Here is a 21528-nt window from a genome sequence, read left to right on the forward strand (position 1 = left end):
GGCGGGCATCGTTTGCCTGAAAAATCGCACCGCATGACGCTTCCTTTCGTCGTCGAGATCAACCCCGTCGCCTTCCACCTCGGACCGGTGCAGGTGCACTGGTACGGACTGATGTACCTGGTCGGTTTCTTCAGCGGCGCACTGCTGGGCGAGTACCGGCGGCGGCGGGGACGCCTGCCGGTGACGCGGGAGGCGCTGAGCGACCTGTTCTTCTACGCCATGATGGGCGTGATCGTGGGCGGGCGCGTGGGCTACATGCTGTTCTATTACGCGGGCGGTCCGCGCTGGATCTGGACCGATCCGCTGGCGCTGTTCCGCGTATGGGACGGCGGCATGAGCTTCCACGGCGGCCTGCTCGGCGTGCTGGTGGCGGGGCTGTGGTGGTCGCGCAGGCAGCAGCTGCACTTCTTCGACACGGTGGATTTCGTGGCGCCGCTGGTGCCGATCGGCCTGGGTTTGGGGCGGCTGGGCAACTTCATCAACGGCGAACTGTGGGGCAAGCCCACGCAGTTGCCGTGGGGCATGATCTTTCCCAACGCCCATGCCGACGACGTGACCTATGTCGCCACGCACCCGGCGTGGCAGGCGCAGTTGCAGCAGTTTGGCGGACTCGTGCGTCAGCCGTCGCAGCTGTACGAACTGGCGCTGGAAGGCGTGGTGATGTTCGCCGTGCTGTGGCTGGTGTCGATGAAGCCGCGGCCGCGTTACCTCGTTTCCGGCTTGTTCGCGCTGATGTACGGCTGCTTCCGTTTCGCGGTGGAGTTCGTGCGCCTGCCCGACATCCAGCTCGGCTATCTTGCCTTCGGCTGGCTCACGATGGGGCAGATCCTCTCGCTGCCGCTGATCGCCGTGGGCCTGTGGCTGCTGTGGCTGTCGCGCAAGGCGCCCACACTGCGGCTGTACGACGTGGCGATGCCTGCGAAGGACGCCAAATGAAGGCCTACCTCGATCTGCTGCGCCACGTTCTCGAGCACGGCACCGAGAAGGCCGACCGCACCGGCACCGGTACGCGCAGCGTGTTCGGCTGGCAGATGCGCTTCGATCTCGCGGAAGGTTTTCCGCTGGTCACCACCAAGAAGCTGCACCTCAAATCCATCATCCACGAATTGATCTGGTTCCTGAAAGGCGACACCAACATCGCCTACCTCAAGGAACACGGCGTCAGCATCTGGGACGAATGGGCCGATGCCGACGGCGACCTCGGCCCGGTCTACGGCAAGCAGTGGCGCGCATGGCCTGCCGCCGACGGCGAAGCGGTGGACCAGATCCGCTGGGTGGTGGACGAGATCAGGCGCAACCCGGATTCGCGCCGGCTGATCGTCAGCGCATGGAACGTGGGCGAGCTGCCGAAGATGGCGCTGATGCCCTGCCATTCGCTGTTCCAGTTCTACGTGGCGGACGGCAAGCTGAGCTGCCAGCTCTACCAGCGCTCCGGCGACATCTTCCTCGGCGTGCCGTTCAACATCGCCAGCTATGCGCTGCTCACCCACATGGTGGCGCAGGTCTGCGGGCTGGGCGTGGGTGACTTCGTGCATACGCTGGGCGACGCGCATCTGTACAGCAACCACGTCGAGCAGGCGCGGCTGCAGCTGACCCGCAAACCGCGCCCTTTGCCGCGCCTGGTGCTGACCCCTGGGGTGCGTGCGCTGGAGGATTTCCGCTACGAGGACATCGCCATCGAGGAGTACGACCCGTACCCGGCGATCAAGGCGCCGGTGGCGGTGTAGCGGCGGGTTTGCAGCCGGTCGCGCAGCGGAACCAAGCTTTCTCGCCCGGATAGTCCAGCGTCATCACGAAGTGCTGGAAGACATTGGCGCCGACAGAGCCCTCGACTTGCTTGTCCATCAAGCTTGACATCATTCCATGAAAGGGAGCGTCGGGGCGTTCGGTGAACCAAACCGGCCCCACCGACCACCCGGCGATTTCCACCTTGGGCACTTCGATCAAGCGCATGGGATGTTTGGGCCCGAAGTAATCGTCGCCATTCGTCACGACGCGCCAGTTGGCGTGTGCCTGGTGCCAACGGTTGAATACGCTGGTGGTGATGTAGCTGGTCACGCCGATGCCGTTGACCGTGGGTGTGTCGGTGGCTTGCTCGCCTTCGGCGGTTGGATGGGCAGTGGCGCCAGTATCGAGCAGCATGTCCAGCGGCTGGCCATCGACATGGATGACGATGCGGGGATAGCCGAGGGTCGCACGCCCCTGATCGTCGCGTTGGAATCCAAGGTGTGTCGCATGGGCTTCAGAATCGGGGCGCCATGGTTGGCCTTGCAGCACAAGGCGCCGCTGAGGATAGTCGAAGGTCCAGATGCCTTGTGAATACATGTAGCTGCCGCTGAATTGGCCGCTGTCGTGGGCATTCCAAGAAGGATTTCTGGAAACGTCCTGGACCATTAGCCCCTTGCCGCAAGGGCCCGATGTTGGCGGTGGCAGACCCAGGTTCGGTTTGTATTCGGGCAACTCGGCTACCGTGGCGGAGCCGTCGTCGAGCTTGCACGTATGGGTTTTCAGATGCAGCCGATCTGCAGTCTCGGCGGTGACCCAGTACAGGCGGATCGCGCCGCCGCCACCGCCGGTATCCACTATCAGCCTCAGTTTCTGCCCATCCACCGTCTCCGGCACCGCGTAAAAGTGCCCCGCTTCGTACACCGTAGGCAGCACCCGTGCAGTGGCGGACGGTGCAGCCGCCGGTGTCGTGGCCAGTGCGGTGGCCAGAATTCCCATGATGATCGCCATGCTCCTCGTCCCCCCAAATGGCTACAATGTGCGGTCAGCATGGGCAGCGCGCCGCGCCGCCCATGTGTCACCCAATCTGCCACATTTGCCCCTGGAGCACCGATGGCCATTTCGCTGATCGCCGCGCTGGACGAGAACTTCGCCATTGGACGCAAGGGGCAACTGCCGTGGCATCTGCCCGACGACCTGCGCTGGTTCAAGCAGCTCACCGTGGGCAAGAACATCCTGATGGGCTACAACACCGCGCTGTCGGTGGGGCGTGCATTGCCGGAGCGCACCAACTACGTGTTGTCGCGTCGCCACGAGGCGCCGTTCCCCGGCCAGATCACCGTGCGCTCGATCGACGAGGCGCTGGCCCGCTGCAATGGCACCGGCCTGATGGTGATCGGTGGCGGACAGGTGTATCGCGAGGCCCTGCCGCTCGCGCGTCGGCTGTACCTGACCTGGGTCGGCGCGGCCGTGGATGGCGCCGATACTTTCTTCCCCGGCGTGCATTTCAGCGACTGGACCGAGGTCTCGCGCGTGCATCACAAGAAAGATGCCGAGCACGCCCACGATTTCGACATGGTCGAGTACGTCCGCGGCAGTTGAGCGCGTTCATGAGCGCCGCGCCGCTGCATGTGCTGGCCGGCGCGCTGTGCGACCGCGAGGGTCGCGTGCTGCTGGCCGAACGCCCCGCCGGCAAGCATCTGGCGGGGTTGTGGGAATTTCCCGGAGGCAAGCGTGAACCCGGCGAAACGCCGCTGGCGGCGCTTGCGCGCGAACTGGACGAGGAACTCGGCATCGCGCTGGTCGAAGCCGCGCCGCTGATCCGCGTGCCATGGCGCTATCACGAACGTGGGCTGTTGCTGGATGCGTGGCGCGTGACGCGATGGCGCGGCGAGCCGCGTTCGCTGGAAGGGCAGGGCCTGCAGTGGTGCCTGCCATCGCAGGTCGACCTGGCGACATTGGCGCCCGCCGACCGCGCGATCCTGCAGGCGCTGCGCCTGCCGCCGCATTACCTCCTCACGCCGGCCGATGTACCGCAACAAGAGCGCGATGCCTGGTTCGAACGCATCGCCCATGCCATCGAATCCGGCGAACGCCTGGTGCAATTGCGCCTGCCGCTCTGGTCGAAGGATGCCGTCCGCGAACTCGCCGGAGCGTTGTTGCCTCTGGCGCGCAGATGCGGAACCCAACTGTTGCTCAATTCGGACATCGAAGGTGCCCGGTTGCTGGACGTAGGCGTGCATTTGACAGGTGCACAACTGGCCGAGCTCGACGCGCGCCCGCTGCCGCTGCGGCAAGCCGTCGGCGCGAGTTGCCACGATGCCGCGCAGTTGGCGATGGCACTGGAGCTGGGCGCGGATTTCGCCACGCTGTCGCCGGTAATGGCCACTGCTAGCCACCCGGATGCGACACCGCTGGGCTGGGGCTGTTTCGAAGCGTTGGCCGAAGTTGCTGCGATGCCGGTCTATGCGCTTGGCGGTATGTCGCCGGCGCTGTTGCCGCAGGCTCGTGCTTCAGGCGCGCAGGGCGTGGCGGGGATACGCGGTTTTTGGCCTGGACCATAGGCACGCACCGCGTGCGGGATGATCCCCAACGTGTGCGAGGGCTGAAGGCCCAGAGGCCCAGAGGCCCGGACCCGCGCACGCTGAGTGCGCTGTTTAAGCCTCGCTGTCCTGCAGGGATTTGAGCAACTGGAACAATTCGCGGAACGCGCGCGGCGGCTTGTTCGGCGTGGCCTTCTCGACGCGCGCCTGGCGGATCAGCGCGCGCAGGTGCTGGCGGTCCACGTCGGGATGCTGCTCGATCAGTTCGGAAGCCGCCGTGTCGCCGTCGTCGCCCAGCAGGCGATCGCGCAGCGCTTCCATGCGGTGCATCGCGGCGGTTTCCTGCCGCTGGCGGTCGCGGTTTTCGCCCAGTGCGGCGCGTACCGAGTCGAAGGCCTCGTTGTCGTGGCGACGCATCACCTTGGCGAGGAAGGCCAGCTGGCGCTTGCGTGCGATGTGCGAGGTGATGCGGCGCACGTGGGCGATCTCGTCGCGCACGTCGTCGGGCAGTTCCAGCTTGGCCAACCGCGTCGGCGGCAGCTCGACCAGTTGGTTGGCCAGTTCCAGCACGGCCAGGGCGTCGCGCCGCTGCTGGGTGCGGGTAGGGCCGTAGTCGTGGTCGGGGTCGTCGGTGTAGTTGCGGTTCATCGGTTTTCCAGCAGGCCCGGTTTTTCGGGTAGGCCCGGTTCGGCCCGTTCCAGCGCGAAGCGGGGCACGCTCGCGCCGTCCACGATCACGGTTTCGGCGAACATCCCCGCAGGGCGCACCCACAGGCCGTGTTCGCCGTACAGCGCCTGGTACACCACCAGCGATTCTTGCGTCTCGCTGTGGCGGGCAGTGCCGAGCACGCGGTAGTGCTGGCCCTTGTAGTGGCGGTAGAGGCCCGGGACGACCATGGGTGGCTTCGCGATGCGTTGCGGTTGGGCCGCAGCGCCCCCATGTGGAGACGGCACGGCGCGGATCGTGCATTCTACCTGTTTGAATCCAGCCCGTTGACCTGCCTGAGAGCTTCCCGTGAGCGAGATCGCCACCCGTAACGACCGCAGCCTTGAGGAACTGGACCGCCTCGCCAACCTTGCCGAGGACGTGATCCGCCGTGCCCGCGCGGCCGGCGCCAGCGCTGCCGAGGTGGCCGCCAGCATCGATACCGGGCTCAACTTGAACGTGCGCCTCGGCGAGGTCGAAACGGTGGAGCACACCCGCGATCGCGGCTTCGGCCTCACCGTGTACTTCGGCCAGCGCAAGGGCTCGGCCAGTACGGCCGACCTCAACACCGACTCGATCCAGGCCACGCTGGACCAGGCTTGCGCCATCGCGAAATTCACCGAGGAAGATTCCGCTGCGGGCCTGGCCGACGCCGCGCGCATGGCCAAGGATTTTCCCGATCTCGACCTGTGGCATCCCTGGGCCCTCGATACCGCGGGCGCCATCGAGCTGGGCCAGCGCATCGAGGATGCCGGCCGCGCGCACGCGGGCATCGCCAATTCCGATGGCGCCGGCGTGCAGGCGGGCGAAAGCCTGGCCGTCTATGCGAACTCGCACGGGTTCCTCGGCCGCGAGCGCGGCACGCGGCATTCGCTGTCGCTGTCGCTGATCGCCGGCGAGGGCGATCGCATGCAGCGCGACTACTGGTACGACAGCGTGCGCGACGCCGGCGACTTCATGAGCGCGAAGGCGTTGGGCGACAAGGCTGCCGAACGCACGCTGGCACGGCTGGACGCGCGCGGGCTCACGACGCGCGAAACCCCGGTGCTGTTCGCGCCGGAGATCGCGCGCGGCCTCATCGGCCACCTGGTCGGCGCGGTGAGCGGCGGCGCGCTGTACCGCCGTGCCAGCTTCCTGCTCGACCACGCCGGCAAGACGATCATGCCGGCGTGGCTGCGTATCGACGAGAAGCCGCACTTGAAGCGCGGCCATGCCTCGGGCAACTTCGACGGGGAAGGCGTGGCCACGCGCGACAGCACCCTGGTGGATGGCGGTGTGCTGGCGCGCTATGTGCTGGGCAGCTATTCGGCGCGCAAGCTCGGCCTGCAATCCACCGGCAACGCCGGCGGCATCCACAATCTTCAGGTAGCGCCCGGCGCGGAGGACGGCGAAGCCAGCGATTTCGCCGGCATGCTGCGTCGGCTGGGCACGGGCCTGCTGGTCACCGAGGTGATGGGGCAGGGCGTCAACACGATCACCGGCGATTACTCGCGGGGGGCGGCAGGTTTCTGGGTGGAGAACGGCGTGATCGCCTATCCGGTCGAGGAGATCACCATTGCCGCGAATCTGCGCGACATGTACGCCGGCATCCGCGCCGTCGGTGCGGACGTCGATCCGCGCTCGCACATCCTCTGCGGCTCCATGCTCGTGGGACGGATGACAGTGGCGGGCGGCTGATTCCTGCGGCATGCTGCACGGGCGTTTGACCCATGCGCGATGCGCGCATTTCACTCACCGGGAGGATTGCTCATGAGTACGCCGTCGGATCAGATGCCACCGCCGCCACCTGCCACCACCGAAGGCAGCAGCGACGACCGCAACCTTGCCATGATCACCCACTTGTCGGGTTTCCTGCTCAGCGTGATCGTGCCGTTGATCGTGTGGCTGGTGCACAAGGATCGCGCCGACAAGGCCTACCTCGTCAGGGAAGCCAAGGAAGCGTTGAATTTCCAGATCACCGTGCTGATCGGCTACGTCGTCTGCGGCGTGCTGGCGGTCATCCTGATCGGCGCGCTGCTGGGCTGGCTGCTGTGGATCGCCAACCTCGTGCTTTGCATCATCGCCGCCGTCAGGGTCAGCTCGGAGGGCAGCTACCGCTATCCGTTCGCGTTGCGCTTGGTGAGCTGAGCCAGCAAGGATTCCTCCGTGCATAGGTACGCCACGCACGGAGGAATCGGGTTGCAGAAATGCCTAGCGTCAATTCACCGAAAGGCGCGCCATGAATTTCTTTGATTGGTACCTGAACTGCATCAAAGGGCATTACGCGGATTTCGAGGGGCGCGCGCGACGCGAGGAATTCTGGATGTTTTCCCTGGTCGATCTGATCGTCACCGTGGTGGCGGAGGCGATTGGCCAGGCGGTCCACGTGCCCATGTTGAGCGGCGTCTACTGTCTGGTCACGTTGCTGCCGTGCATCGCGGTGGGTGTGCGTCGGTTGCACGATACGGGACGCAGTGGCTGGTGGATGCTGATCCAGTTGATCCCGTTGATTGGCGGAATCTGGCTCATCGTATTGTTCGCGACTGCCGGCGATTCCGGCGGCAATCGGTATGGTCCGGATCCGAAGGCCGGAGTGATCTGAGCGGCGCAACCGTGTCGAACAAAAGAGCGGCATCGGCCGCTCTTTTGATTTCAGTGGTTGCGATGAGCGGCGTATAGCGCCAGTTCTGCCAGCAACCCGGCGTGCGTGCCGAAAGGCTCGATTGCATCGAGCGCGATCGTCGTGAGTTCGGCCAGCCGCGCACGCGAGGCGTCGAGGCCGATGATCGAAGGGAAGGTGGGCTTGTCGGCGGAAGCGTCCTTGCCGGCGGTCTTGCCGATCACTGCGGATTCGCCTTCGACGTCGAGGATGTCGTCGCGCACCTGGAAGGCCAGGCCCACGGCAGAGGCGTAGCGGTCGAGCGCGGCGAGGGCGGCTTCGTCGGCGCCGGCCGCGAGCGCGCCGAGCTGCACCGAGGCGCGGATCAGCGCACCGGTCTTGCAGGCGTGCATGTGTTCTAGCTCGGCCAGCGTGAGCTTTCTGCCCACCGCGGCGAGATCCAGTGCCTGGCCGCCGGCCATGCCTTCGGCGCCGCAGGCGCGGCCCAGAGCGTGCAGCATGCGCATGCCGGTCTGGGTGTCGGGCGCCGCACCGGGTGCGGCGAGCAGCTCGAAGGCCAGTGCCTGCAGCGCGTCGCCGGCGAGTATCGCCATCGCCTCGCCGAACTCGATGTGGCAGGTGGGGCGGCCGCGGCGCAGGTCATCGTCGTCCATCGCGGGCAGGTCGTCGTGCACCAGCGAATAGGCGTGAATCAGCTCCACCGCACAGGCCGAGGCATCGAGCGCGCCGTTGTCGCAAGCCAGTGCGTGGGCAGCGGCATAGACCAGCAGGGGACGCAGGCGCTTGCCGCCGCCGAGCACGGCGTAGCGCATGGCGCGGTGCAGTTCGACGGGCGGCTGTTCGGCGTCGGGCAGGTGGGCGTCCAGCGCCTGTTCGGCGCGGCGGATCAGCGCTTGCAGTGCCGGTCCCAGTTCAATGTTCGGGTTCAAACGGTTCGGCGCTGTCGGGGGCTTCGGGGTCGAGCAGCAGGCGCACGCGCAATTCGGCTTGCTCCAGAGCCTGCTGGCAGTGGCGGTACAGGCCGATGCCGCGCTCGAAGGAGGCCAGCGATTCGTCCAGGCTCTGCTGGCCGCCTTCCATCTTCGCTACCAGCTGTTCCAGCTCGTCCAGCGAGTGCTCGAAATCGGCAGCTGGCGGCGTCTTGGCGGCGGTGGAAACGGTCTTGGCCATGGGCCGCAAAACTAACGCAGCGCAGGCCCTGAATCAATCGCCGGCACCGTGCTTCGTGATGCAGCGTCCAGGTGGCAGAAGCCTGCGATTCAGCATCGTGACTCTGGGTAGGCTTGATTTCGATATATCTAAATACTATCTTATGTCCATCCTGCAAACGGCCCGGACCACGGACGTGGTCCGGCAACGGAGTTTTTGTGCCCAATCCATCCGCTTCGCCTGCCGCCGACACGGCCGGCATGGGCTTTTCCGGCTACCAGAAATTCGTGGTGGCCGTGCTGGCCTTCCTGCAATTCACCATCGTGCTGGACTTCATGCTGCTGGCGCCGCTGGGTGCCATCGTCACCCCGGCGCTCAAGATCACCCCGGGCCAATTCGGCGATGTCGTGTCGGCTTATGCCTTTGCCGCGGGCGTTTCGGGTATCGCCGCTGCGGGATTCGCCGACCGTTTCGACCGGAAAAAGCTGCTGCTGGTTTTCTATACGGGATTCATGATCGGTACGCTGTGCTGCGCTTTGTCGCACAGCTACGTCGCGCTGCTGCTGGCGCGCATGGTGACCGGACTGTTCGCCGGCGTGGTCGGTGCCGCTTCGATGGCGATCGTCACCGACCTGTTCCCCTTGTCGATGCGCGGCCGCGTGATGGGCTTCATACAGTCGGCCTTTGCAGCCAGCACTGTGCTTGGCCTGCCGCTAGCGCTGGTACTCTCCAGCCACTGGGGTTGGAACTCGCCTTTCTTCATGGTCGTGGCGGTGTGCTCGGTGGTCGGCGTAGCGATCTTCAGCCGCTTGCGTCCCGTCAATGCGCATCTGGCGTTGCAGCCGGACCGCCACCCGCTGCATCACTTGTCGCACACGCTGCGCGAGCGCTCGTACCTGATCGGCTTCGTCACCACGGCCATGCTGACGATCGGCGGTTTCCTGCTGATGCCGTATTCCACGCTGTTCATCGTGCACAACATCGGCATTCCGGTAGAACAGTTGTCGGTGGTGTACCTGATCACGGGTCTGGTGTCGGCGATCATGGGGCCGCTGATCGGGCGGGCCAGCGACGCATTCGGCAAGTTCCGCGTGTTCGTCTTCGGCTGCGCGGCGACCATCGTGATGGTGCTGATCTATACGCGCCTCTCCAACGTCGGTCTGTGGATGCTGATCGTGGTGAGCGCGCTGCTGCAGATCGGCATCTTCTCGCGCATGATTTCCTCGTCGGCGCTGATGTCCGCTTTGCCGAAGCCGGCCGATCGCGGCGCCTACATGTCGATCAGCTCGTCGTTGCAGCAGATGTCGGGCGGCCTCGCGGCCATGCTCGGCGGCATGGTGGTGATGCAAGCCAGTGACGGCCGCCTGCTGCACTTCGATGTGCTGGGTGACGTGCTGGTATGCACCACGCTGCTGTCGCTGGTGCTGATGTATTTCGTCAACCGCCGGGTAGGTGGTGCGATGGTGTCGTCTGCGTCGGATTTGAACGGTAAGGCTGGCCAGGAGTCGTAATGGCCACGTTGGCCTGGATTGCCGGATCTATTCGGCCGGCTGCCAGTGCGGGCGTGCGCCGATCTGGGCGAAGAGGGTATCGGCGCGGTCGTCAAACCAGCGATCGGCTACGGCAATCAGCTTTTCGCCTTCGTAGAGCAGGGGGCAGGCATCGCGCTGCCATGGCGGGATCATGCCGGACTGAAACAGCGCACGCAGCTCGCGGGTATGGCGATCACCAGCAGGCTTGATGCGTTCGCCACCGCTGCGCATGCGCACGTTCAGAGCGAAAGGAAGCCGGGCAGCCGGTTCGAGGCTCAACCGTCCGCCGTCGGGCAGCGCGAGCGGTTCGCCGTGCCAGGTGGCCTGCCAGCCCGCAGCGATGGCTGGACGCGGCGAATGTGCCCAGAGCCGTGCTTTCCAGACATGCAGTTCCGCACCGGGCCAACGGATGCAGGGCAGCTGGCCGGCGCGTGCGCCGCATTGCCGCTCGATCTGCGCGCGTTGCGCCGTGGTGGGAGCGGTCAGGCTGCGTGCGTGCAGCCAGTGGGCCAGCAGCGGTTCGCGCAAAGCGGGCGCGAGTGCCAGCCAGCCGTCCGCATCGAGGCTGCCATCGGCTACGTCATGCAATGCCGTGAAGGCAGCGAACCATTCCGCGCGCAATGCGTCGGCGGCGGCGCGGCTGAGCTTGGCGCTGTGCAGAATGGAATCCACCGCCTGCGGCCAGTGTGCTGCGAGGCGAGGCAGGATGTCGTGGCGCAGGTGGTTGCGCGCCAGCCGGGTGTCCGCGTTCGAGGGATCGTCGATGCACGCGAGGTCATGCAGAGCGATGTAGTCGCGCAGTTGCGCACGCGTGACGGTTTGCAGCAGCGGCCGCCACAATTGGCCGCGCCCCAGCGGGCGGCGCTCGCGCATGCCTCCCAGGCCTTCCGGGCCTGCGCCGCGCAACAGTTTCAGCAGCACGGTCTCGGCCTGGTCGTCGCGGTGATGCGCCAACGCGAGGATCTCGCCGGTACGGAGATGCGCCACGAAGGCGGCGTAGCGCGCATGGCGCGCGGCCGCTTCCGTGCCCTCGCCGCGCTGCGTTTCGACCTGCACGCGCACTACCTCGCAGTCCAGGCCGAGAGCGGCACAGAAGTGCCGGCAGTGTCCGGTCCATGCCGCGCTGTCGGGATGCAGACCATGATCGATGTGCAGCGCGCGCAGGCCGCGCGCGCGTGCCGCGGGCAGCTGCGCCAGGGCATGCAGCAGGGCGGTCGAGTCGGGGCCGCCGCTGAAGGCCACGCAGAGCGCGGCTTCGGGCATCTCCGCCAGTGCGTCGTCGAGTTGGCTGGACAGCGATGGCTTCACTTCTTGCCGCTTTTGGGCCGCACGTAGATGTGCTTGCCGTTGCCGATGTGCCGTTCCTCGGTCTCGAACAGGCCAATGCCCTTGATGAGCCCGCTGAGCTTGGCGTAGCCGTAGTTGCGCGAATCGAAATCGGGCGACTGCTTGTTGAGGATGCTGCCGACAGGGCCGAGGCCGGCCCAGCCGGACTCGTCGGAACCGGCTTCGATGGCGTTGCGCAGCAGGTTCATCAGACGCGTATCGCCGCGCAGCTCCTTGGCCGAACGCGGTTTGGGCGCAGCCTCCGTTTCGCCTTCGTCGACGCGCACCAGCACATCGGTGTAGATGAACTTGTCGCAGGCGGTACGGAACGGCTCGGGCGTCTTGCGCTCGCCGAAGCCGTACACGGTGAGCCCGGATTCGCGGATGCGCGAGGCGAGGCGGGTGAAGTCGCTGTCGCTGGAGACGATGCAGAAGCCGTCGAAGCGGCCGGCGTAGAGCAGATCCATCGCGTCGATGATCATCGCCGAGTCGGTGGCGTTCTTGCCCACGGTGTAGCGGAACTGCTGGATGGGCTGGATCGAGTGGCGCAGCAGCGCATCCTTCCAGCCGTTGAGGTCCGGCTTGGTCCAGTCGCCGTAGATGCGCTTGACGTGCGCGGTACCGTATTTGGCGATTTCGGCGAGCAGCCCCTCGACGATGGCCGGGCGGGCGTTGTCGGCGTCGATCAGTACGGCGAGCTTGTCGTGGGCCATGGCGGATTTCCGGCAGCCTGATGGTGCTACCGATGGTAGCGCCAGCGCAGCTACAGCGCGCCGGCCTCGTGCAGGGATTGCTTGAATTTCTTGACGTCACCCCAGCCCAGGAATTTCTTGATCAACACTCCGTCCTGAAAGACGTAGAACGCCGGCAACGCTCCCCACGCATCACTGCCAAGCATCGGCCATTCTGAGTTCTGCCAGGCGATGTGCATGGGCTGTTCGGGAAACAGGTGGTCCCACGTCTTGGCATATTCGAAACCGTCTCCCTGGCTGGCCAGCCACATCGCGTGATGCGCGAATAGCGGGCGCAGTTGCGCGTCCGTTTCAACGGCATGTGCGGCTTCATCGCAGAAATGGCATCCGTCGCCGCTGAGAGCCACGATGTGCATCGCATGTGAAATATCAAACGATTCGCGAGTCATGCCGCCGTGCTTGTCGATGATCAGTGCGGTGGTCGCTAGGTGATTGGAGTCGTTGGTACGGTCACGGACGGTCGGCATGGCGCTTTCTCCCAAGCCGGGATGCTCGTGTAGCAGTGCAGCAGCCTTGGTGAATTGACGGTCTGACAGTAGCAGTCTGTACAAGTGGGCGTAGTCGTGATCCTCAATCATGCCGCGTCGCTGCATTTCGGCCAGGTCGATCTGCAACTGGGCGATATGAATCGCACTCGGCGGGCCAAACATCGGCAGTGCGTACTCGGTTGCGCGCATGAGAAGCCGCAGATCTGGACTGCTGGTCGCGCGCAATCGCTCCGGCGTTTGGTATTCAGAGAACAGCCGGTCGTAGCGTTGGCGATCGAGAACAACGCGTTTTGCAGTCGGAACGGAAAAGGGGGATGCCTGCAGAATCAGATCGTCATAACGTCGTTCGATCTCACTTTCGGGACAGCTTTCCGGGGCGCAGTTGCGCGCCTTGGCGTCCTCAGCGCGTTCCTGTGCGATGCGGGATTGTTCGGCCGGCGTCAGACCGATATCCATGCCTTGGGCAAGCTTTTCCTGCTCGTTTCCGAACAGGGCGAAGACCTGGACGATTTGCGGATGGGTCAATTCGGCCATGGGCTCGCCGAAATTGATATTCGTGGCTCCGCGCGAGCCAAATTCCACCTGAGCAAGGAACCGTCTGCGCGACCACGGCGGTAGTTTGTCCAGCGGCGAAGTTCCGGCCGGTGTATCGCGCAGGTAATGCGTCAGATCCGTCTTGGACTTTATCGGGAGCAGTGAGTGCGCGGTCGCCTGGTCAGCAGCAACAACTGCCGGTACGACCATGATGAACATCAAGGAAACGAAAAGAAGCATCTTCGGCGCGTGGCGCAAGAGAGTCTTCACCGAAACCTCCATGCGCTGGCCGGCGCAGTTCTATTCCTGATATGCGCCATAGCTGCGCAGCCGCCGGTAGCGCTGCTCCAGCAGGGTGTCGACCGGCAATGGCGTGAGTTCGTCGAGCTGGTTCATCAGCACGGCCTTCAAGCGGATCGCCATAGAGTGCGGGTTGCGATGGGCGCCCCCCAGCGGTTCGCGGATCACCTTGTCGACCAAGCCCAGCTCCAGCAGGCGCGGCGCGGTGAGGCCCAGCGCCTCGGCGGCGTCCTTGGCGCGTTCGGCGCTGCGCCAGAGAATGGTGGCGCAGCCTTCCGGGGTGATCACGGAATAGGTGGAGTACTGCAGCATGTTGACGCGGTCGCCCACGCCGATCGCCAGCGCGCCGCCGGAGCCGCCCTCGCCGATCACGGTGCAGATGATCGGCGTCTTGAGATCGGCCATTTCCAGCAGATTGCGGGCGATGGCTTCGCTCTGGCCGCGCTCTTCGGCGCCGATGCCGGGATAGGCGCCCATGGTGTCGATCAGGGTGAGCACGGGCAGGCCGAAACGCTCGGCCATCTTCAACAGGCGCAGCGCCTTGCGGTAGCCCTCGGGACGCGGCATGCCGAAGTTGCGCTTGAGCTTGCCCTTGGTGTCGCGCGCCTTCTGGTGGCCGATGATCATCACCGAACGGCCGTTGATGCGGCCGAGGCCGCCCACGATGGCGCCGTCGTCGGCATACATGCGGTCGCCGGCCAGCTCATGGAACTCCTCGCACATCACGCCGATGTAATCCAGCGTGTAGGGCCGCGCCGGGTGGCGCGACATCTGGGCGATCTGCCACGAGCTGAGGTTCTTGAAGATGTCGTTGGTCTTGAGCTTGAGCTTTTCGCGCAGCCGTCCGACTTCCTCGTCGATATCGAGTGCCTGGCCGTCGCTGGTGCGGCGCAGCTCCTCGATCTTCGCCTCCAGCTCGGCAATGGGTTGTTCGAAATCGAGGAAGTTGGGATTCATTCGCCGAGGTTCATCGCATGAAAGGGCGGGAGTATAGCGGGCACGCGGAAAGTGGGAGAACGGGGGCGTATGGCGAGCCATGCCTGCCGGGGGAAGCTCCTTTGCTGCCTTTCGCAAGCGGCAGGGCGGTTTCGCCCATCCGCCAGCGCCCGGAACCGCTTCGTACCTTGCGAACAGAAGGGGCGACGATCAAAACATCGTGCCCGTGAAAGCGGGCGTCACTAAGCGCCGAGGAAAAGCCCGATCAGGGCTTGCCGTCCGGCATGAACCGCACGATCACCCGCTGCCCGATCCGCAGTTGCTGCTCCGCCTGGTCGAAAGCCAGCACACATTCCACCGTGCGCGCGTTGGCGCGGGTCTGCGGATCGTTTTCCAGCGTGGCCGGGCCGTAGACCTGGCCGATGCGCAGCACGTGGGCGTTCCATTTGCCGTTCTCGGCGTCGTCGTTGGCGACCACCTCGGCACGCATGCCGGGATGCACGGTGCCCACGAAGCTCTCGTTGAGCTCGGCGCGCACGATGCGCGGCTTGTCCGGCAGCAGGGTGAACAGCGCATCGGCGGAGGACACGCTGGCACCGGGCTGGGCGGTCACGTGCACCACGGTGGCATCGAAGGGGGCATGCAGGCTGCGTTGCGCCAGTTCGTATTTCGCTTCGGCCAGCTTCTGCGCAGCCATGTCGCTGGCGGCTTGGTCGGCGGCCTGTTCGGCGTCGAGTTGCGCACTGGCTTCGTGGGCGTCATCGGCGCTCTGGCCGTCGCCGGCACCGGCGGCGGCGGCGGCGGCGAGGCGTTGCGCGCGCAGCTTGGCGGCGGCCTGCTTGACGGCCAGCAGCTTGAGTTGTGCCTGTGCCTGTTCGAGTTGCGCTTGCGCGGAATCCACGGCGAGCTGGGCAGGGCGGGTATCCAGTGCGGCCAGCAACTGCCCTTGCTTGACGGTATCGCCTTCGTGCACCGCCACGTTGGCGAGCACGCCTTCGCGCGGCATGTTGAGCGTGAGCAGGCCGCCTTCGATGTCGACGCGGCCACGCGCCACTGCGGCATACGGACTGGCGGCGGCGGTTGCAGCCGGCTCCGCGCTCTTCGAGCAGGCGGCGAGCGATAGCGTGGCGGCCAGCGCGCACGCGGCGAAACACGGCAAGCGAAGGGCGGTCGGCGTCATGGCGGGGTTTCCTTGGAAGCGCTGGCGTCGGGACGCCTGTCGCTGAGAATGCGGCCATCCTCCATCGCCAGCACGCGGTCGGCGTGGGCGACCAGGCGCGGGTCGTGGCTCACGCACAGCACGGTGGTGCCGTGCGTGCGGGCGATGGTGTGCAGGATGTCGATGATGGTTTGGCCGTTGGCGGCGTCCAGCGCGCTGGTGGGTTCGTCGGCGAACAACAGCTCCGGTTCCTTGGCCAAGGCGCGCGCGATCGCCACGCGCTGCTTCTCGCCGCCGGAGAGTTCGGAGGGCCGCAGCTTGATGCGGTGGGCCAGGCCCACTTCTTCCAGCGAGCGGCGGGCGCGGGCGCGGGCTTCCTGCTTCGACAGGCCCATGTGGTTGAGCGGCAGCTCCACTTGTTCCAGCGCGGTGAGCGCGGGGAACAGGTTGAAGCCCTGGAACACGAAGCCGGTGTGCTGCAGCCGGAAGTGCTCCAGCGCGCGCAGGTCGAGCTGGCCCAGTTCGCTGCCGAGGGCGTGCACGTGGCCGCTGTCCACCTTCTGCAGGCCGCTGAGCACGGCCAGCAGGGTGCTCTTGCCGCAGCCGGAAGGGCCGGAGATCAGGGTGAGTTCGCCCGGGTCGATGCTCAGCGACAGGCCGTTCAGCACCTGCGTGTGCAGCTTGCCGGAGGCGAAGGCCTTGCACACATGGTCGGCCCGCAGGATGGGGGCGCGCGGCGTCGCGGCAGCGGTGGGCATCGTGGCGTTCATCGCAGCAGGGTCGCCGGATCGATGCGGCGCATGCTGCGCATCGCGGCCATGCCGGACACTGCAGCCTGGCCCATCACCAGCGCGATGCACGCCAGCGCGGCGATCGGGCCGAGCGTGACCGGCACGTCTTCGGCGCGAGCCGCGAGCAGCAGCAGCACGCCCAACACAGTGGCGCCGACAAGGCCCAGCGCACCCACCCAGAACGCTTGTTCCAGTACCACTTTGCGCAGCGCGCCCACGCCCACGCCCAGCGCGTTGAGCGTGGCGTATTCGCGCACGGAGCCCTGCACCGCGCCCACCAGGGTCTGGCTGGTGATGACCGCGCCGACCAGGAACACGATGCCGGCCAGGAACAGCACGCCGGCACCGGCGCCGGTATCGAACAGCCAATAGCGCACCGAGATGCGGGCGAAATCGGCGGCGCTCCACGTGGTGTAGGGGCCGAAGGCCGCACTGCCGCGCAGGCGTCGCGCTACCGCATTGGCTTGCGTCGGATCGCTCAGTTTGGCGACGAGATAGGTGGGGCCCGCGTCGTCGTCGTCGGTGTCGAGCCTGCGCGCGGTGTCCAGCGAGGCGAGCACGTTGATGCCGCCCAGCCCGCGCAGGCCGCTGCTCACGCCGACCACGCGCACGCGCCGGCCGTTGATGGTGGCGGTGCCGTCCAGCGTCACGCCCAGCTTGCCGAGATCGGCGCGATCCACGATCACCGCGTCGGGCTCGGCCAACCGCGTACGCAAGGCGGCCGGCAATACCTTAGAGAACATCAGGCCGTCGGCGGAAGTGTCGATGCCGGAGACGAACACCGACACGCCGCCGGTGTCGCCCGTGCCGCGCCAGTCGCCGTCGATCCATTCGTAGGGTTCCACGCGCGTCACCGCGGGATCCATCAGGATGCGCGACTGCACGTTGGCGTCGATGGAGCGGCCCGACCCCACGCTCTGCGTGCCGGGGTAGCCGATCCACACATCGGCGGAGGAGCCGGTGATGTAGACGCTGGTGGCGCCGAAGATGCCCAGCACCAGCGCCAGCTGCAGCAACTGCAGCAGTCCGGCGAAGCCCACGGCGAGGATGGCGGGCAGGAAGCGCCGCCATTCGTACACCAGGGTCTTGCGCGCCAGGGCCACCATCAGTGCGTCGCCTCAGCGGACTTGCCGGACTTTGCGCCGGGGGCTTCGTCTGCCGGCAGCGGCGCGCCGCCGAGGGCCTTGAACAAGGCCACGTAGGCGAGGCTGTGGCTGGCACGTGCATCGGCGAGCGCGATCGCGGCCTGGGTGGTGGCCAGTTGGCCGTCGGCCAGCGCCAGCGGGCTGTCCAGTCGCAGCTTCACGCGAGTCTGCATCGAATCGTCAACGCGCTGCAGTGCCTGCCATGCCTCCAGGCTGTGCTGCTCGCGCTGCTCCTGCTGCTGCAGCGTGCCGAGCGCGGTTTCCACTTCGGCCACGCCTTGCAGCACGGCCTGCCGGTAGGCCAACACGGCGGCCTTCAGTTCGTGCGACTTGGCATGTTCGACGGCGGCGCGCATGCCCCAGTCGAACAGCGGCATGTTGAACATCGGGCCTATCGACACCAGGCCGTTGTCCACGGTGTGCTTGCGGTTGTTGTTGAGGTCGTTGGCCCAGACCATCGAAGCGTCGAGGCCAAGGCTGGGGAAGCGGTCGGCGTGGGCCAGGCCCATCTCGCCGGCAGCGCGCAGCACATCGGCTTCGGCGCGGGCGATCTCGGGGCGGGTGCGCAGCAGGTCGGCCGGCGTGCCGGGCAATTGCCAGGTTCCCAGCTGAGGCTGCGGACCGGCCTGCAGCCAGTCGGCGTCGGGGTGGTTCTGGCCGACTAGCACGGCCAGCTGCTGCGCCGCTTCGTTGATGGCTTGCCGTGGCGCGGCAAGCGCGGCCTGCGCCTCCGCGGCAGCGGCGACGGCCTGATCCACCGTGCCGGCCGGAGCCAACTGGAGCTGCTGGCGGATCTTCAGCAGGTCGAGCTGATGGTTGCGTACATCGCCGATCTGCTGCAGCAGCACTTCCTGCTGCTGGGCGGCGCGCATCTCGATCCAATTGCGCACGACTTCGGCGACCAGCGTCACGCGTGCCGACTGCAGGTCGGCCGCGCTGGCATCCAGGTCGCCCTGTGCCTCGCGACGAGCGCCTTGGGCGCGGCCGAACAGGCCGAATTCCCAGCTGGCATCGAAACCGGCCACCAGATAGGACGCGCTGGCGTCGGGATCGATCACCTGGTCGGTGCTGGCCTTGAGGAAGGGCAGGTAGGGATCGCTGGCGTGTTGCCGCAGGGTGCGTGCTGCGCGCAGCCGTTCCGCCGCCTGTGCCACGTCGAGGTTGTTCGCGAGCGCGCGGTCGACCAGTGCGTTCAACGCCGGATCGTCGAAGGCGCGCCACCAGCTGTGCAGGTCGGTGGGTGCGGCTGCCTGCGAAGCCATCGCATGCTGCCACTGCGCCGGGATCGGCGGCTTCAGTTTGGGCATCGACACCGAGCAGCCGGCGAGCGCGATGGCCGCCGCCAGCAGGGTGATGCGCCAATGACGGCGCGCTGCGATGTCAATCGAAATCAAGTCCACGGTCAGTCACATAACAGTGGTGGATGGAGCAACGGATAACGACCGTGCGAATCCGCACAAGGATACAGGCCGGGTACCGGGACTGTCAGTGCGTCGTCGGCAACTCGGATCACGTCGCGGTATTGCCGTGCGCCCGCGGCGCCGGGAACTGCACCTCCACGCACAGGCCGCGTTCCTCGCCCAGCTGGTAGATCACCTCGGCATGGTGGCGCTCGGCGATGCGCTGCACGATGGCCAGCCCCAGGCCGCTGCCTTCCTCGCTGCTGCCCGGTGCCCGGAAGAAGCGTTCGCTGAGGCGCGGCAGGAACTCGGGCGGCACGCCCGGGCCGTTGTCCTCGACCGCCAGGTTGGCGCCGCCGTCGGGGCGAGCCTGCAGGCTTACCGTGACGGTGCTGCCGCGGCCGGCGTAGCGGATGCAGTTGTCGATGAGGTTGTCCAGAAGGTCATGCAGGCTCGCAGCATGACCGTGGATGCTTAGCGGTTGCTCAGGCCCCTGATAGCCGAGGTCCACGCCGGCGACCAGCGCATCGTGCACGCGCTGCATCACCGCCTCGGGCACCCAGCGTGCGAGGTCCATCGGCATGTGCTCGATGGCGTCGGTGGACGGCGCCTGCGCGCGGGTGAGCGCCAGCAGTTGCGCGGTGGTGCGTGCGGCGCGCTCGTTGAGGCGACGGATGTGGGTGAGTGCCTCGTGCACGGTAGCCGGGTCGGGGTTGGCCAGCGCGTGCTCCACATGCAGGCCGAGGCCCGTCAGCGGCGTGCGCAGCTGGTGCGCGGCGTCGGCGATGAAGCGGTCGTGCAGCGCCAGCATGCCGCGCTGCCGTGCGAACAGCGCGTCGATGGTGCGGGTGAGCGGCAGGATTTCCTGGGGCACGTCCGGGCCGCCGATAGGGGTGAGCTCATGGTTGCGCCGCGCCAGCCGCCGCGTGAGCGGATCGAGCACGCGCAGGCCGTGGTTCACGCCGAACCACACCAGCGACAGCACGCACACGATCAGCAGCGACTGGGTGAGGATGGCCAGGTAAAGAATGCTGCGCGCCTGTGCGTGGCGGTCGCTCAGGGTTTCGGCCACGGTGATGACCAGGGTGTCGCCCGGATGGCCGCTGGCCGTGGTGCTCAGCGTGACCGCGCGAAGCTGATGGCCGTCCAGGCGGATGTCGAACAATTCGGATGGCGCGCCCACGGCGGGAATCCGCGTCGCCGGCAGCAGCCGGTCGTTGCCGGCGAGGAAGCCGCGCTGGCGGCTGACGATGCTGAAGTAGCCGTTGCCGTTGGGGTCGTACTGCAACAGGAACCGCGCCTGCGAAGTCAGCTCGCCGCCCGTTTGTTCGTTGCTCATCATTTTGGCGAGCGTCAGCGCGTCGTTGCCGAGGTCGCGGTCGTGCACGTGGTTGGAATAGCTCAGCGCCACGCCGTAGGTGAGCAGGATGTCCAGCACCAGCAGGATCGCCACCGGAATCAGCAGGAAGCCCAGCAGGCGGCGTCGCAAGCTGGGACGGCGGGCCGGGGACGGGTTCATGCGTGGCCGCCGTCGTCGGTGGTTTCTTCGAGCAGGTAGCCGAGGCCGCGGATGGTGCGCACGCCGGTGCCGCTGCCTTCGAGCTTGCGGCGCAGGCGGTGGATGGCGATGTCCAGGCCGTTGTCGGTGAGCTCCTCGTCCCAACTGCACAGCGCCTCGATCAGCTGCGCGCGGCTGGTGACGCGATCGGCGCGCGTGGCCAGCGCCTCCAGCAGGCCGAACTCGCGCGCAGTGAGTTCCAGCGGGTCGTCGTCCAGCCAGGCGCGATGGCCCGGCAGGTCCAGTCGCAGCCGGCCGATCTTCAGTTCGGGCACGCCCTGGCTGCTGCTGCGGCGGAGCAGGGCGCGCACGCGGGCCTCGAACTCGGTGAGCGCGAAGGGTTTGACGAGGTAGTCGTCGGCGCCGAGGTCGAGCACGCGGATGCGCTCGTCCAGGCCGTCGCGCGCGGTCACCACCAGCACCGGCGCGCTGCCGCCGCGGCCGCGCAGCCGGCGCAGCACTTCGCTGCCGTCCAGCTGCGGCAGGCCCAGGTCCAGCACCAGCAGGTCGTAATCGTGCTCGCGCAGCGCGGCATCGGCCAGTTGGCCGCTGGCCACGTGGTCCACGGCGTGGTTGCTGTGGCGCAACGACACGCAGATGCCTTCGGCGATGGAGGGGTCGTCTTCGGCCAGCAGGATGCGCATGCGGTTCGGGTGTCTGCTACGGGGTGCACAGCTTGCCATGCACTGCCCGTCCCGCAGCTTAGCAGGTGGGGCGGCCAGGCATGACCTTTGGCCTATGACGACGGGGCCGCCAAGGCGCAGTCTGGCGCGATTGCCAGTGGGGAGCATGCGAATGGGGTCGATCAAGAGGAGGGGCGGGCTGTGGCTCGCCGCAGCGGTCGTCGGTTGGTGTGCATCGAGCGCGACTTCTGCGCAGGTGACGG

General features: G+C 66.7%; 23 protein-coding genes. 8 read left to right on the top strand and 15 right to left on the bottom strand.

What is annotated here, in order from left to right; genetic code table 11:
- Positions 1-33: 33 nt before the first annotated feature.
- Together lgt and IHE46_RS03725 are read left to right on the top strand one after the other, a co-directional pair.
- The gene (lgt, locus tag IHE46_RS03720) at positions 34-936 is read left to right on the top strand and encodes a prolipoprotein diacylglyceryl transferase (RefSeq protein WP_192163288.1); all 903 of its coding nucleotides are present in this window, start codon (positions 34-36) and stop codon (positions 934-936) included.
- Positions 933-1727: a thymidylate synthase gene (locus tag IHE46_RS03725; RefSeq protein WP_192163289.1), complete on the top strand. Its 795-nt coding sequence runs from the start codon at positions 933-935 to the stop codon at positions 1725-1727. The genes lgt and IHE46_RS03725 overlap by 4 nt, the downstream gene beginning before the upstream one ends.
- Here IHE46_RS03725 and IHE46_RS03730 read toward each other — a convergent pair.
- Positions 1705-2736 (bottom strand): hypothetical protein, encoded by a 1032-nt coding sequence (locus tag IHE46_RS03730; protein ID WP_192163290.1) that lies wholly within the window; start codon positions 2734-2736, stop codon positions 1705-1707. The two genes, IHE46_RS03725 and IHE46_RS03730, sit on opposite strands and share 23 nt — an antisense overlap.
- Positions 2737-2838: 102 nt before the next feature.
- Between IHE46_RS03730 and IHE46_RS03735 the strand changes: the two genes are divergently transcribed.
- Positions 2839-3327, top strand: coding sequence for a dihydrofolate reductase (locus IHE46_RS03735; RefSeq protein ID WP_192163291.1), 489 nt, complete (start codon positions 2839-2841; stop codon positions 3325-3327).
- Positions 3328-3335: 8 nt separating this feature from the next.
- The gene (locus IHE46_RS03740; protein ID WP_225562783.1) at positions 3336-4289 is read left to right on the top strand and encodes a Nudix family hydrolase; all 954 of its coding nucleotides are present in this window, start codon (positions 3336-3338) and stop codon (positions 4287-4289) included.
- Positions 4290-4382: 93 nt separating this feature from the next.
- On the opposite strand, the gene yjgA is transcribed toward IHE46_RS03740, so the two are convergent.
- Positions 4383-4916: a ribosome biogenesis factor YjgA gene (yjgA, locus tag IHE46_RS03745; RefSeq protein ID WP_192163292.1), complete on the bottom strand. Its 534-nt coding sequence runs from the start codon at positions 4914-4916 to the stop codon at positions 4383-4385.
- The gene (locus IHE46_RS03750) at positions 4913-5164 is read right to left on the bottom strand and encodes a DUF1653 domain-containing protein (RefSeq protein WP_192163293.1); all 252 of its coding nucleotides are present in this window, start codon (positions 5162-5164) and stop codon (positions 4913-4915) included. Before IHE46_RS03750 ends, yjgA begins: the two co-directional genes overlap by 4 nt.
- Positions 5165-5282: 118 nt before the next feature.
- Here IHE46_RS03750 and pmbA point away from each other — a divergent pair, with 118 nt between their 5' ends.
- From pmbA to IHE46_RS03765, 3 genes are all read left to right on the top strand, one after another.
- Positions 5283-6650 carry a metalloprotease PmbA gene (gene pmbA / locus IHE46_RS03755; protein WP_192163294.1) on the top strand — a complete coding sequence of 456 codons (1368 nt, stop codon included), beginning with the start codon at positions 5283-5285 and terminating at the stop codon, positions 6648-6650.
- Positions 6651-6722: 72 nt separating this feature from the next.
- The gene (locus IHE46_RS03760) at positions 6723-7100 is read left to right on the top strand and encodes a DUF4870 domain-containing protein (protein WP_192163295.1); all 378 of its coding nucleotides are present in this window, start codon (positions 6723-6725) and stop codon (positions 7098-7100) included.
- 91 nt (positions 7101-7191) lie between these two features.
- On the top strand, positions 7192-7554 hold the full coding sequence (locus IHE46_RS03765; RefSeq protein WP_192163296.1) for a DUF805 domain-containing protein: 363 nt from the start codon (positions 7192-7194) through the stop codon (positions 7552-7554).
- Between the two features lie 50 nt (positions 7555-7604).
- On the opposite strand, the gene IHE46_RS03770 is transcribed toward IHE46_RS03765, so the two are convergent.
- Positions 7605-8501, bottom strand: a complete 897-nt coding sequence (locus IHE46_RS03770) for a farnesyl diphosphate synthase (RefSeq protein WP_192163297.1) — start codon at positions 8499-8501, stop codon at positions 7605-7607.
- Positions 8485-8742: an exodeoxyribonuclease VII small subunit gene (locus IHE46_RS03775; protein WP_192163298.1), complete on the bottom strand. Its 258-nt coding sequence runs from the start codon at positions 8740-8742 to the stop codon at positions 8485-8487. Before IHE46_RS03775 ends, IHE46_RS03770 begins: the two co-directional genes overlap by 17 nt.
- A 197-nt stretch (positions 8743-8939) precedes the next feature.
- Between IHE46_RS03775 and IHE46_RS03780 the strand changes: the two genes are divergently transcribed.
- On the top strand, positions 8940-10232 hold the full coding sequence (locus tag IHE46_RS03780; protein ID WP_343229981.1) for an MFS transporter: 1293 nt from the start codon (positions 8940-8942) through the stop codon (positions 10230-10232).
- A 27-nt stretch (positions 10233-10259) separates the two neighbouring features.
- Here IHE46_RS03780 and tilS read toward each other — a convergent pair whose 3' ends face one another.
- The 10 genes from tilS to IHE46_RS03830 all read right to left on the bottom strand — a co-directional run bounded on the left by tilS (position 10260) and on the right by IHE46_RS03830 (position 21286).
- Complete coding sequence (gene tilS / locus IHE46_RS03785) at positions 10260-11516, bottom strand: tRNA lysidine(34) synthetase TilS (RefSeq protein ID WP_192163749.1); 1257 nt, start codon at positions 11514-11516, stop codon at positions 10260-10262.
- A 41-nt stretch (positions 11517-11557) separates the two neighbouring features.
- Positions 11558-12292 (bottom strand): NYN domain-containing protein, encoded by a 735-nt coding sequence (locus IHE46_RS03790; RefSeq protein WP_192163299.1) that lies wholly within the window; start codon positions 12290-12292, stop codon positions 11558-11560.
- 50 nt (positions 12293-12342) lie between these two features.
- The gene (locus IHE46_RS03795) at positions 12343-13623 is read right to left on the bottom strand and encodes a hypothetical protein (protein ID WP_192163300.1); all 1281 of its coding nucleotides are present in this window, start codon (positions 13621-13623) and stop codon (positions 12343-12345) included.
- Positions 13624-13653: 30 nt separating this feature from the next.
- Entirely contained in the window at positions 13654-14610 is a 957-nt protein-coding gene (locus IHE46_RS03800; RefSeq protein ID WP_192163301.1) for an acetyl-CoA carboxylase carboxyltransferase subunit alpha, read from the bottom strand.
- A 244-nt stretch (positions 14611-14854) separates the two neighbouring features.
- The gene (locus IHE46_RS03805) at positions 14855-15769 is read right to left on the bottom strand and encodes an HlyD family efflux transporter periplasmic adaptor subunit (RefSeq protein WP_192163302.1); all 915 of its coding nucleotides are present in this window, start codon (positions 15767-15769) and stop codon (positions 14855-14857) included.
- Positions 15766-16506, bottom strand: coding sequence for an ABC transporter ATP-binding protein (locus IHE46_RS03810; protein ID WP_225562784.1), 741 nt, complete (start codon positions 16504-16506; stop codon positions 15766-15768). Before IHE46_RS03810 ends, IHE46_RS03805 begins: the two co-directional genes overlap by 4 nt.
- Before the next feature lie 8 nt (positions 16507-16514).
- Complete coding sequence (locus IHE46_RS03815; RefSeq protein WP_192163304.1) at positions 16515-17645, bottom strand: ABC transporter permease; 1131 nt, start codon at positions 17643-17645, stop codon at positions 16515-16517.
- Complete coding sequence (locus IHE46_RS03820) at positions 17645-19084, bottom strand: efflux transporter outer membrane subunit (RefSeq protein ID WP_343229982.1); 1440 nt, start codon at positions 19082-19084, stop codon at positions 17645-17647. Before IHE46_RS03820 ends, IHE46_RS03815 begins: the two co-directional genes overlap by 1 nt.
- A 109-nt stretch (positions 19085-19193) precedes the next feature.
- On the bottom strand, positions 19194-20603 hold the full coding sequence (locus IHE46_RS03825; protein WP_192163305.1) for a sensor histidine kinase: 1410 nt from the start codon (positions 20601-20603) through the stop codon (positions 19194-19196).
- On the bottom strand, positions 20600-21286 hold the full coding sequence (locus IHE46_RS03830) for a response regulator transcription factor (protein ID WP_192163306.1): 687 nt from the start codon (positions 21284-21286) through the stop codon (positions 20600-20602). The genes IHE46_RS03825 and IHE46_RS03830 overlap by 4 nt, the downstream gene beginning before the upstream one ends.
- Between the last annotated feature and the right edge of the window lie 242 nt (positions 21287-21528).

This window comes from Rhodanobacter sp. DHG33 (assembly GCF_014843005.1).
Lineage (GTDB): Bacteria > Pseudomonadota > Gammaproteobacteria > Xanthomonadales > Rhodanobacteraceae > Rhodanobacter_A.